Origin of the sequence: Planococcus soli (genome assembly GCF_016881065.1) — a bacterium.
Classification (GTDB): Bacteria; Bacillota; Bacilli; order Bacillales_A; family Planococcaceae; genus Planococcus; species Planococcus soli.
In genome coordinates, this window is the sequence record NZ_WXYN01000008.1 from 92,156 (window position 1) to 104,847 (window position 12,692).

Here is a 12,692-nt window from a genome sequence, read left to right on the forward strand (position 1 = left end):
GGTAGTATGAAAAAAGAACAGCAAATGGCGCATGACATTCTCGAAAAAATCGGGGGGAAAGGGAATGTCAATCAAGTAGCGCATTGTATGACGCGATTGCGTTTGTCGATCAAAGATGACAGCAAAGTGGATTTAAACGAACTGAAGCGTGTGGATGGCGTGATGGGCGTAATCGAGGACGATACACTTCAGATTGTCGTAGGTCCGGGAACGGTCAATAAGGTTGCTGCTGAAATGAGCAATGAAACCGGATTGGCTATCGGTGAAATGGCGGACGTCGATGAAGACGATATGGACTTCACGGAAAAAGCCGCTTTGAAAAAAGCCAAGCTGAAAGAAAAGAACAAGACGCCATTCAAGCTTTTCCTGCGCCGTGTCGGTAATATTTTCATCCCGCTGATTCCGGGTCTGGTCGCTTCAGGTATCATTAATGGAGCAGCCAACTTTGCGAAGAATGCCGGAGTGGATGCTACCGAAACGTGGATGCAGATCCTATTGCTGCTGGGAAGCACAGTATTTGCGTATTTGGCTATTCTGGTCGGCTGGAACACAGCGAAGGAGTTTGGCGGAACACCGGTACTTGGTGCGATTGCAGGAGGAATCCTGTTCAATCCGATGCTGGCTGATATCGTCATTTATGGAGAGCCGCTCGTAGTCGGCAGAGGCGGATTATTTGGGGTGATATTCGCTGCCTGGATGATGACTTTTGTTGAAAAGAATGTCCGTAAAGTGATGCACAGTTCGGTCGATATTCTCTTTACACCTCTCATTACGCTATTGGTTGTTGGCTTCTTCTCGCTTTACGCCATTATGCCAGTCGCAGGCCTCTTATCAGATGGCATTATGACGGTATTGACTTCCGTTCTTGATGTCGGCGGTGTCCTAGCAGGCGGCGTCCTGGCTGGTTTCTTCCTTCCACTGGTAATGCTCGGATTGCACCACGGCCTAACGCCGATTCACTTGGAGCTGATGAACACGGTTGGCGCGACAGCCTTGCTGCCGATTTTGGCGATGGCTGGAGCGGGCCAGGTAGGTGCTACGATTGCAGTATATGTGAAAACAAGAAATCAACGTCTGAAGAACATCATCAAAGGAGCGTTGCCTGTCGGTTTTCTTGGCATCGGTGAACCGCTGCTTTACGGTGTGACTTTGCCGCTTGGACGCCCATTCATCACGGCTTGCATGGGAGCTGCCTTCGGCGGAGCGTTCCAGGCCGTTATGCATACGGCAGCGCTTGGAATCGGAGTATCAGGAATCTCATTGATTCCACTGATTGCGGAAAGTAAATACGTCTGGTACTTTGTCGGCCTGGTCGTATCATATATTTTCGGATTCATCTTCACTTATCTATTTGGGTTCAAAGAAGAGATGGCAGAAGGAATTTGAGGGAAAGGGAGAGAAATCTCCCTTTTTTCTTTTGAATCAAAGTGATGAGTTCACTGGAAAAGGAGCTGGCAGGATGCGTGGAATATCAGTTTATTTAGGAGACAATTCGTTTCAGGGCTTGGCCCCTTATATTGAAAAGGTCAGCAAGCTCGGGTTTACTTCCATTTTCACTTCGCTGCATATTCCGGAAGATGATCCGCTGCTTTATAAGGAAAGGCTGCAGCAATTGGGGCGTTGGGCCATACAGTTTGATATGGAGCTGATGGCGGACATTGCGCCGCAATCCTTGGCTCATCTCGGATTTGGCTGGGACAATGCAGAAGGTTTGCTGGAATGGGGTGTGACGGGGTTGCGGATCGATTATGGTGTCGACGATAACGTAATTGCCGGGCTGTCCCATAAGATGAAAATCGCTTTGAATGCCAGTACATTGACGAAAGAGGGGCTGGCTGCTTTGATTCGAGCAGGCTTGCAGCGGGACGCTGTCGAGATGTGGCATAATTTCTATCCGCGGCCGGAAACCGGATTGGATCCCATGGAGTTTGTGAAAACGAATCTGTGGCTGAAAAGCGAAGGGCTGAGGGTGATGGCTTTTATTCCAGGAGACGGCCTTCTTCGCGGTCCGCTGCATAACGGTCTGCCTACGCTCGAAGAACACCGGAAGATCAGCCCGTTTAATGCGTATTTGCACTTGAAGGCAGATGGGGCAGTGGATAAGATTCTGGTCGGCGACATCACACTCAGCGACGAGAGCCTGAACCAATTTTCCGCGTTCCATCAGGGAACAATTCCGCTTCGTGCAGAGCCTTTGGTGGAGATAGAGACGATGGCGGTTCAAACCAACCGCTTTGATGCTGCGCGGGACTGCATCCGTTCCGTGGAGTCGCGCCAATATGGCCTGATCGGCACCCACTTGCTGGAACCGAACAATACCATCGTCCGGAATAAAGGCAGCATCACTGTAGACAATGAACGCTATGGACGTTACCGGGGCGAGCTGCAGATCACCAAACGGGATTTGCCCGCAGATGACAAAGTGAACGTCATCGGAAAGATTATTGAGGAAGATCTGGCGTTGCTGACATATATTAAAGGAGGCGTGAAATTTAAAATCGAGTGGATTTGAATAAGAAGAGTACGGTGTGAGAACTGGAAGCCTTAGCGTTTTCAGTTTTTTACTTTCTAAGATTTCCTAGAAACCTTTGCGGGACAGTTAAAAAAGGACGGGGTCAGTTTAGAGCGATTTCTCTGGCCACTTTCCTTTAATAAGAACAAAGTAACCGCTTCCTTTATTTTCACTATTTATCAAATTGGTATAGACAACTATACCGATTATCTATATAGTGAAAATTAAGAATACATAAAGGGGTGGAAATTTTATGTTTGGTTTTTTGCAGAAAATAGGAAAATCGTTGATGTTCCCGATTGCTACATTGCCAGCTGCTGCTTTGCTGCTGCGTTTTGGACAGGATGATTTGCTTGGCATTCCGTTCATGTCGGCTGCGGGCGCAGGGATCATCGACAACCTGGCAATTATCTTTGCCATCGGGATTGCGATGGGCCTCGCCCATGACGGCAGCGGAGGAGCGGCTTTGGCTGGTGCCATCGCTTATCTCGTCCTGACTTCGGCGATCGTCACGATCAATGAGTCAATCAATATGGGCGTATTTGCCGGTATTATATCCGGTATTGTCGCAGGTCTTTTATACAATAAATTCTATAATGTGAAGTTTCCGCAATGGCTGGCCTTTTTCGGCGGAAGGCGGTTTGTACCGATTATTACCGCGGCAGCCATGACAGTTTTGGCTGGTGTGCTCGGGTATGCATGGCCGCCAATCCAGGGAGGCATTGACAGTGCCGGTGACTGGATCTTAAATGCCGGCATGTTCGGCGTCGGCGCTTACGGTTTCCTGAACCGTCTCTTGCTGCCGACCGGTCTACACCATGTTATTAACACTGTTGTGTGGTTTGATTTTGGTACTTTCACCGATGCAACTGGAGAAGTGGTCCGTGGGGAAATTAACCGTTTCCTGAGGGGCGACCCAACGGCAGGGCCATTCCTGTCCGGTTTCTTCCCAATCATGATGTTCGGTTTGCCGGCTGCGTGTCTTGCCATGTATGCTGCAGCTAAAAAAGAGCGCAAAGCCCTTGTCGGCGGGATGCTCTTCAGTATCGCTTTTACGTCATTTTTGACAGGGATCACAGAACCGATCGAATTTACTTTCATGTTCCTGTCACCTATGTTGTATGTTGTCCACGCATTATTGACGGGTGCTTCGATGATGGTCGCTTATGCTTTGGATGTCCATCACGGATTCGGCTTTTCTGCCGGAGCCATTGACTTTGTGCTGAATTATGGGCTGGCCACCAATCCACTGATCCTGTTGGTAATGGGACTGGTTGTCGGAGCCATTTACTTTGTAATCTTCTACTTCCTGATCGTCAAGCTGGACTTGAAGACGCCTGGCCGTGAAGACGAAGATGAAGAAGGTGCAGAAAATGCAGATTCTGGCAATAACGCTGTTGATGTCAGAGCGTATAACACCATTGAAGCACTCGGCGGCACTGCGAATATTGTCGCTGTCGAATATTGCACGACGCGTTTGCGCATGACGGTCAAAGATTCAGACCGTGTGGACGAAAAAGCCCTCAAGCGCCACGGTGCTATGGGTGTCATGAAAATCAATAAAACAAATGTGCAAGTGGTTATCGGAACAGCTGTCGAATTCCTGGGAGATGCCATGAAGCCGCGTTTGGCAAACGGCAACCCAGCTCCTGCAGGTGGAACGGAAACCGCAGCTGTTGAAGAAACGGTCAGCGACGAGCCGGCAATGAAAGAAATCATTGCTGCAGACTTTGAAATGCCGATTCAAGGGAAAATCATTCCTTTATCTGAAGTGCCGGATGAAGTGTTTGCAAAAGGCATGATGGGACCTGGTTTTGCCATCCTCCCATCTGGAAATACCCTTCATTCACCGGTTGACGGCCGTGTCGTCAGTGTATTCCCGACAAAGCACGCCATCGGCATCGAAACCGATACCGGAATTGAAATCCTGATCCATGTCGGCTTGGATACAGTCAAACTGAAAGGTGAAGGATTCGAGACATTGGTTGAACAAGGTCAGCTGGTACAGCGCGGAGACGCCTTGCTGAAGCTCGATTTGGAGTTCTTGAACGCCAATGCACCTTCTATCGCAACACCGGTTATTTTCACCAACTTAACCGAACAAAAAGTTACGGTCATGAAAGACGGTTTCCAGGAACAAGGAACCGCTTCTATCCTGAAAGTCGAATAATTAAAGCTGAAAGCCAGGGACATCCACCGCGATTTTCCTGGTTTTTCGCAAGGAGTGATAAAAATGAAAAAAAGCATTTTGATTTCCGGCATCACGATTGCAGATGCTGTTGAAGAAAGCTTTACCGGGGACATCCTGATAGAGGGCGGAAAAATAAGCCGAGCCGCTGCAAATATTGATTGTAAGGCAGATATCCATATAGATGCAGCCGCTGAAAATTGGACAGCATTTCCTGGGTTTATTGACGTCCATATTCATGGCGCTGCAGGACATGATGCCATGGATGCAACATCGGAAGCGTTGAGCGGTATAGCCGGTACATTGCCAAAAGAAGGCACGACGAGTTTTCTGGCGACCACAATGACTCAAACAGACAGCGCTATTTCAGCAGCTTTGCAGAATATCCAAAAGTTCAGCGCGCAGGAAGGGCAGGCTGAACTGCTTGGCGTCCACCTGGAAGGCCCATTTATTTCCGACCAACGTGCTGGTGCCCAGCCGATTGAACACATTGCAGAAGCTTCCTATCCATTATTCCGCAAATGGCAAAAGCTCAGCGGCAACAAAATCCGCCTGATCACTCTCGCACCCGAAACCAAAAACGCGATGGTGTTTATCAAAAGGCTGACTGACAATGGTGTAATCGCATCGATCGGCCACTCGGATGCAACGTTAGAGGAAGTGCAGGCAGCCATCCGTTCAGGAGCAAGCCATGTGACCCATCTTTATAACCAAATGAGCCCATTCCATCATCGCAATCCCGGAGTGGTGGGTGCAGCTTTGACGGAAGAGGGCTTGATGGTGGAAATCATTGCCGACTTTATTCACAGCCATCCGGCTTCAGTCCAAATGGCTTTTCGGCAAAAAGGTGCGGACCGGCTGATGCTCATCACCGATGCCATGCGCGCTAAAGGCTTGCCTCCCGGGGTTTATGACTTGGGCGGACAGGATGTGCAGGTTACCAAAAAAGACGCACGGCTTGCTGATGGAACTTTGGCTGGCAGCATTCTGACGATGGATACAGCTGTCCGGAATGTCCAGTCGATCACCGGATGCAGCCTGAACGAACTGGTGGCGATGACTTCCGCCAATGCGGCAAAAGAGCTTGGCTTTGCGAACAAGGGACATCTGCATGCTGGTGCCGATGCGGATGTGGCAATTCTTGATGACAACTTTAATGTTCAACTGACGATATGCAGAGGAACAATCGCCTATACGAAGGAGTGACTGTAATGAAACTGATACGAGTCGAAAACTACGAAGAGATGAGCAGCAGCGCGGCACAATTGGTGGAACAGCAGATCCTTAACAACAGCCATTCGGTGCTGGGACTTGCAACTGGGTCGACACCGCTCGGGCTTTACGAACAGCTGATTCGGGGCGTCAGCGAACGGGGCATTTCCTGGCAGCATGTCCAAACCCTTAACTTGGATGAATATTGCGGACTGGCGGAGGATCACCCAAACAGCTACCGCCATTTCATGAATGAAAAACTGTTCCGGCACATCGACATTCCATTGGAAAATACCCATATTCCAGATGGCAAAGCCTTGCCGGTGGAAGCAGAATGCCGGCGTTACGAGGCGTTGGTAGATAGAATCGGGCCGCCGCATCTGCAGATTCTCGGCATGGGGACAAATGGCCATATCGGCTTTAACGAGCCCGGCACGCCGGAAACGAGTCTGACCCATTGTGTACAGCTTGAAACATCGACCCGAAACAGCAATGCCCGGTTTTTCAGCGACAGGGACGAAGTGCCGACACATGCCATCACGATGGGGATCCAGTCGATTTTGAAAAGTGAGCAAATCCTCGTACTGGCTTCCGGCAAAAAGAAAGCACAGGCTGTAAAGCGATTTTTGGACGGCCGTGTCACCAAAGATTTTCCCGCTTCATTTTTATGGAAACACAATCATGTTACACTGATTGTAGATCAGGATGCCTATAGCCTGGCTGCGGCAGAAGAGGAGTGAACGCTGTGCTGGACAAACAATCGCCGATTCCAATTTATATTCAAATAGAAGAACAGCTGAAGCAGCAGATTCAGCAAGGCGACTTTCCAATCGGCGCAGCGATTCCCTCTGAACGCGAACTGACCGAGCGCTTCGGCGTCAGCCGGATGACGGTGCGCCAGTCGATCACCAATTTGGTTAATGACGGCCTTCTGTACCGTGAGAAAGGGCGCGGCACATTTGTGGCTTCTCCGAAAGTCGAACAGCCGCTCAATGGCCTGACGAGCTTTACGGAAGACATGATGTCGCGCGGCATGGTGCCGAGCAGCAAACTGATCGGCTTTGAAATATTGGAGCCGGAATCTGATATCGCAGAGGATTTGCAGTTGGCAGCAGGCGATAAAGTCTATTTTGTAGAACGCATCCGCTTTGCTGACGACCAGCCGATGGCGATCGAACGCACCTATTTGCCTGTCGAACGTTTTCCTGATTTGACTGAAGATTCGTTTCAAGGATCGTTGTATGCGATAATAGAAAACAATCAGCAGCTGAAAATCAGCCGGGCCACCCAACGGATGGAAGCGGGACTGGTGAAAAAAGAAGACGCCGACTTGCTGCAGATCAAACCGCCGGCAGCGATCCTGATGATTGAACGCATCAGCTACCTGGATGGCGAGCTGCCTTTCGAAGTGGTGCGCAGCACGTACCGGGCCGACCGCTACAAATTTACGACCGATATCCAGAGATAACAAAAGAGGAGAAATGGACATGATTGAAAAAAACTACACAATTACCAGCGACGAAGGGCTTCACGCTCGTCCGGCATCAAAACTGGTAGGAGCGGTGTCGCCGTTTTCTGCCGATGTAAAAATGTTGTATAAAGAAAGGGAAGTCAACTTGAAATCCATCATGGGCGTCATGTCACTTGGCGTCTCAAAAGGAAATACCATTAAAATTACAGCCAACGGCAGCGACGAAGAATCCCTAATGGCCAAAGTCGACGAAATGATTGTGGCTGAAGGGCTTGGGGAAGCGTAAGTACTTGTTCTGGAGTTGAAGTAGGATGTTAAGCAGTTATTTCAAACAAGCACAGGAACGCCTGGAGCTTGTGGAGAAAAAAGAAAAGCAAGTGATGCTTGCGGCGGCTGGAAAAGTAGCAGACGCGATTCAAGCGGGAGGCATTATTCAATTATTCGGGTGCGGCCATTCGCATATTTTAACGGAAGAAGTGTTTTACCGCGCCGGCGGATTGGTGCCAATCAAACCGATTTTCGTGGAGCCGTTAATGCTTCATGAAGGTGCGGTCCAATCATCACAGCTGGAGCGGAAAAACGATTATGCAGCAGGTTTCTTGCAGGAACAGGATTTCCGTGCCGACGACGTGATTTTTGTCATCTCCACTTCCGGCCGCAATCCGGTGCCGGTGGACGTTGCGCTGGCGGCCCGTGAAAAAGGCGCATTTGTCATCGGCATCACGTCGCTGGAGTATTCGGGCAGCCAGTCTTCACGCCATAAAACCGGCAAGCACCTGTTCAACTCGGTAGACTTAGTCATCGACAATCATTCAGTTGCTGGCGACGCAATTTTGTCGTATGAAAGCGTCGATGTTCCATTCGGTCCGACATCTACTGTTGTCGGGGCAACGATCCTGAATGCGATTTTTGCGGAAGCCATCAAGAGAATGGCTGATGCGGGCTTCGCACCGCCCATTTTCCTAAGCGGCAATATCGACGGGTCAGACGCACATAATACACGGCTGATCGACAAGTACCGCGGACGGATTCCGTTGTTGTCTTAAATGTTTTAAGCGCACGGCAGAGTTTCTTCTGTCGTGCTTTTTTTTGTGCAATTTGGGCTGGGCGTGCATAAGTTAGTTTGAGCGTGCGTATTTTTTGGTGAGCGTGCATAAACTTTTTTGAACGTGCATATTTTTCAATAAGCGTGCATAAATTAGGAAAAGCGTGCATATTGTATAAAATACTTCCCCAGGACGTTTGAAAATTCAACAAATCTCCACAAAAAAGCCAGCCGCGGCGTAAACCGTGACTGGCTCGATAGCAATTTCTTATACAACACCGATTAAAATTGAAATTGCCAGCAATACGATGCTGAATCCCCACATGATCAATAAAGAATAGCGGATGTGACGGCCCATTTCAAGACCGGCCAAGCCGAGTGCCAGCCATAGTGCCGGCGAGAATGGGCTGACGAACGTACCGATGATGTTGCCGATGATCATAGCATAGGCAGCAGAAACCGACGAAACGCCGAACTCCGTAACCACTTGCTCAACAATCGGGAACAATGCAAAATAATAGGCGTCGGTACTGAGCAGCAAATCGAACGGTACCCCGAAAAATCCAATGATGATGTGAAGGTATGGAATGACGAAAGCAGGCAGGATTGTCACCAAGTCATTGGCGATTGAATCGAGCATTAACGTTCCGTTTAGAATACCAAGGAACGAACCGGCTGCCAAGATGATGGCTGCCATCAATAAAGCATTGGGTGCATGGTCTTTGATTCGGTCCATCTGATCTTTCATGTTCGGGTAATTTAACGGCAGTGCCAAGCTGACACCAATCATAAAGGCAAAGCCGGCAGGGATGACACCCCATACGAGAACGCCGATGACGGCTACGGCGAGTAAGGTGTTGGCCCATAACAACTTAGGCCGGCGCAGTGATGCCGCTTTCACAGACGCTTCGTCCTGTGCACCCTCGACAAGCGGCTGTGCTTCTTCGTAAAGCTCTTCATTAAAATCGCCGCGCTTGGCGATCAGGCGTTTTTCACGGATAGCCAATAAAATTGCCAATCCTACTAGCAGCACTAAGCCAATCACTTGGACTTTGATCAGCGGGCGCCATAATTCCGTAACATCAACGCCAAGAACAGCGGCTGTACGGCCAAGCGGTCCGCCCCAGGGCAGCATGTTCATAATGCTGGCAGATGTCCCAACCAGCAGCAGCAATAAGTAGGGATTCATTTTCAATCGTTTGTATAACGGCAATAGAGCTGGGATCGTGATAAGGAAAGTGGATGCGCCTGAGCCGTCAAGCTGTGCAACCGCCGCGATGAGTACAGTTCCGACTGCTACGGCAATGACATTTCCGCGCGATACCGCTATCATCTTGTTGATCAATGGGTCGAACAAGCCGACATCTTGCATGATGCCGAAAAACAGGATGGCAAAGATGAACATGATGACGACGCTCATCACGGATTCGATGCCGCTGTTGAAAAATTCACCGATTTCAACAAAGCTGAATCCTGCGACGAAAGCTGCCACAATCGGTACCAAAACAAGCGCGACAATCGGTGTGATTTTATTGCTGATGAGCAATGCCACAATGACCACAATGGTCAATAATCCAATAATACTTAACATAAGAGTTCCTCCCCAGAGTAAAAGATTGATTTGAAGGAAGAATTGTAAACGCATACAAAAAGTGCATCCATTATAAAATCCCTCTGCTTCTAAGTTATAGCTCTAAACTTAGCACAGAGGGATTTGAAAAATAAGATTATTCAATTAAGTGAACTAAAGAGCCTTTAGGTGGTTTTGTTCATTTTGTCCACGGGATATAGCGTCTCTCAGGACGGCCGATTTCACCATAATTCAATTGCGCTTTCGCTTCGCCGATAGAAACGAGATGCTCCAAGTAGCGCCTGGCAGTAGAGCGGCTGACGCCGACCGCTTTCCCGGTTTCCATGGCATTGATGCCTTCGTAGACCGAGCCTTGCAGGATTTCCATGACGCCGACCAACGTCAGCTGGTCGATGCCTTTAGGCAGCCCACCGTCCAATATTTCGGCAGCAGCGGGGATGGACCGGATGCCAATTAGCCTGTCGATGTCCGCTTGTTCCAACTCCTGGCGGGAAGAAAAGAAGCGCTTTTGCTCACGGAACCGCAGCAGTGCCTGTTCGAAACGGAAAAAATCCACCGGTTTGACTAAGTAGTCAAAAATGCCGCAGCGCAGCGTTTCTTCAATAGTCGCGGCTTCTTTGGCCGCCGACAGCATAATGATGTCGATGTGTGGAAAACTGCCGCGGATTTCACGCAGCAATTCCAGCCCTTTGCGGTCAGGAATAAATACATCCAGCAAAATCAAATCTGGCAACTGTCGGCTGTCGGCGAGAAAAGCAATCGCTTCATCACCCGTCTTCGCGATACTGTCCACCACATAGCCGTCCACTTGTTCCACCAGTTGACGGTTGATCTCGGCCACCCGGAAATCATCTTCTATAATCAGTACATGAAGCTCTTGTTTCATAAGTAATTCTCCTTTTTCGGTAATGAAACGACAAAGCAGGCTCCACCGAGTTCACTTTCCTCTGCATGCAGTTCGCCGCCGGCTTGGACGATGAGCTGTCTTGTCGTGCTCAAACCGTAGCCGCGGTCTGCCCCTGTTTTCGACGTAAAGCCTCTTTCGAATAAAAGATGTTCATGGCCAGGTAGAATTCCCGGTCCCGAATCATCGATCTCAAATAATATATCATCGCCGACATCGGTGAAGTAGAGTGTGATTTGCCGCTGTTCTGCGGGAAAGTCTCTGACAGCATCCAGTGCATTATCGATCAAGTTGCCGATCGCTGCCGTCAAAGCACGGCTTTGCGTGTCCGGTAAAGGCGTTTTCAACCGGCTGTCCGGATCAATCAACAGTTGGACCTGTTGCTCGCTTGCTTGGTTGAGCTTGCCAATCAAGATCCCGCTGATTAACGGGTCGGCCACTTTGTCGATGACTTGTTGGATCCATTCCTGCTGAATATCATGCTCCATCCGAATAAAATCAAGCACTTCCTGTTTTTTATTCAAATAGACCAGCCCTGAAATGGTATACAGCTTGTTCGAGAACTCATGTGTCTGTGCGCGCAGCGCGTTGGCGTATTGCTTTACATGAGACAGCTCTTTAGTCAGCGTGTCGATTTCAGTTTTATTGCGGAAAGTCGAAACCGCACCGACCAGCGTATCTTCATAGTAAATGGGCCCCGAGTTGACGTAAACCGCATAGCTGCCATAGACCTCTTCTTGATCAAAGCGGCTCCTGCGGCTTTCCAGAATGTCCGGTAAATCGGAGGTAGGAAGAACGTGGCGGATAGGCTGGCCGATAAGTTGACCGGTGTCCTGTACACCGCCAAACAGCAATTGCTGGGCCATCTGGTTGAGCAGGGTGATCTTCCCGGCGTCATCGACTGCGATGATGCCTTCATGGGTCGACTGCAAAATCGTCTCTTTTTGAAACAGCAGGCGTGAAATTTCCTCGGGTTCGAGGCCGTGCAGTTTTCGTTTAATATAAGTAGCAATGGCAATAGCGACCAGGATTGCGACAACCGTGATGATCACCAGCATCAGCCACAGCTCGTGATTGTAATCACCAATGAGTGTCTGGATATCAGTGGCAAGAAAACCGACCGACACTACGCCGATAATGTCAGTTCCCGAGTAAATCGGCACTTTGGCGCGCAGCGAATTGCCGAGCGATCCGGTAGCTTCAGAGACATAGGAAACGCCAGAAAGAAGCGCCCGTTCATTGTCTTCGCCGACCATCTTTTTGCCGATCTGTTCGGGATTTGGATGCGAATAGCGGATCTCTTCCGCATTGCCGACAACGATAAACTCGGCGTTGGTCGACTGCTGTATTGGAGAAACGAGCGGCTGAATAATAGCTGCCGGATCGGCGGTCTCAAAGGCCTGCGCAATGTCCGGATTGAGCGCCACGCTTTCTGCCACACTTAGCGCTTGTTCACCCAACTGAGCCTCAAGTGTATTGGTGACGAAATAATCGAGGAAAATGCCGATGACCAGCACAATTGCCAGGATCAATAAACCAATCAATGCAATCATCTTCATCTTTAAATTCATCCGATTTTTTGGTGGAGCCGGTCGCTTCTGAATATCGGCTTTGTGGAATTGGATCATGTGGAGAAGCTCCTTACTATCAATCTGCTTTTTGTAATAATACCATATGTGGTGATTGAGGCTCTTTGGGTGAGAAGTTCTGCTTGTTGGAAAATATTGAAGAACAAATAAAAAGAAAGGAATTTCGCAGCGCGCGGCAAC

11 protein-coding genes are annotated in these 12,692 nt (G+C 49.3%); 8 read left to right on the forward strand and 3 right to left on the reverse strand.

Translation table 11 applies throughout. The annotated features are described in order from the left end of the window. Positions 1 to 6 precede the first annotated feature (6 nt). From GJB59_RS04230 to GJB59_RS04265, 8 genes are all read left to right on the forward strand, one after another. On the forward strand, positions 7 to 1,386 hold the full coding sequence (locus GJB59_RS04230; protein ID WP_142829171.1) for a PTS transporter subunit EIIC: 1,380 nt from the start codon (positions 7 to 9) through the stop codon (positions 1,384 to 1,386). Positions 1,387 to 1,459: 73 nt separating this feature from the next. Then, complete coding sequence (locus tag GJB59_RS04235; protein WP_142829173.1) at positions 1,460 to 2,512, forward strand: DUF871 domain-containing protein; 1,053 nt, start codon at positions 1,460 to 1,462, stop codon at positions 2,510 to 2,512. 253 nt (positions 2,513 to 2,765) lie between these two features. Continuing rightward, the gene (nagE, locus tag GJB59_RS04240; RefSeq protein WP_142829175.1) at positions 2,766 to 4,682 is read left to right on the forward strand and encodes an N-acetylglucosamine-specific PTS transporter subunit IIBC; all 1,917 of its coding nucleotides are present in this window, start codon (positions 2,766 to 2,768) and stop codon (positions 4,680 to 4,682) included. 63 nt (positions 4,683 to 4,745) lie between these two features. Next, complete coding sequence (gene nagA, locus GJB59_RS04245; protein ID WP_142829177.1) at positions 4,746 to 5,906, forward strand: N-acetylglucosamine-6-phosphate deacetylase; 1,161 nt, start codon at positions 4,746 to 4,748, stop codon at positions 5,904 to 5,906. Positions 5,907 to 5,911: 5 nt separating this feature from the next. After that, complete coding sequence (gene nagB / locus GJB59_RS04250) at positions 5,912 to 6,652, forward strand: glucosamine-6-phosphate deaminase (RefSeq protein ID WP_142829179.1); 741 nt, start codon at positions 5,912 to 5,914, stop codon at positions 6,650 to 6,652. Positions 6,653 to 6,657: 5 nt separating this feature from the next. Then, on the forward strand, positions 6,658 to 7,380 hold the full coding sequence (locus tag GJB59_RS04255; RefSeq protein WP_142829181.1) for a GntR family transcriptional regulator: 723 nt from the start codon (positions 6,658 to 6,660) through the stop codon (positions 7,378 to 7,380). Between the two features lie 19 nt (positions 7,381 to 7,399). Continuing rightward, on the forward strand, positions 7,400 to 7,669 hold the full coding sequence (locus tag GJB59_RS04260; protein ID WP_142829183.1) for a phosphocarrier protein HPr: 270 nt from the start codon (positions 7,400 to 7,402) through the stop codon (positions 7,667 to 7,669). 25 nt (positions 7,670 to 7,694) lie between these two features. Then, positions 7,695 to 8,429, forward strand: a complete 735-nt coding sequence (locus GJB59_RS04265) for an SIS domain-containing protein (RefSeq protein WP_142829185.1) — start codon at positions 7,695 to 7,697, stop codon at positions 8,427 to 8,429. Positions 8,430 to 8,696: 267 nt separating this feature from the next. On the opposite strand, the gene GJB59_RS04270 is transcribed toward GJB59_RS04265, so the two are convergent. From GJB59_RS04270 to GJB59_RS04280, 3 genes are all read right to left on the reverse strand, one after another. Beyond that, entirely contained in the window at positions 8,697 to 10,019 is a 1,323-nt protein-coding gene (locus GJB59_RS04270) for a CitMHS family transporter (RefSeq protein WP_142829187.1), read from the reverse strand. Between the two features lie 178 nt (positions 10,020 to 10,197). Beyond that, positions 10,198 to 10,905 (reverse strand): response regulator, encoded by a 708-nt coding sequence (locus GJB59_RS04275; protein ID WP_142829189.1) that lies wholly within the window; start codon positions 10,903 to 10,905, stop codon positions 10,198 to 10,200. Beyond that, positions 10,902 to 12,551, reverse strand: coding sequence for an ATP-binding protein (locus GJB59_RS04280; RefSeq protein ID WP_142829191.1), 1,650 nt, complete (start codon positions 12,549 to 12,551; stop codon positions 10,902 to 10,904). The genes GJB59_RS04275 and GJB59_RS04280 overlap by 4 nt, the downstream gene beginning before the upstream one ends. Positions 12,552 to 12,692: the final 141 nt, after the last annotated feature.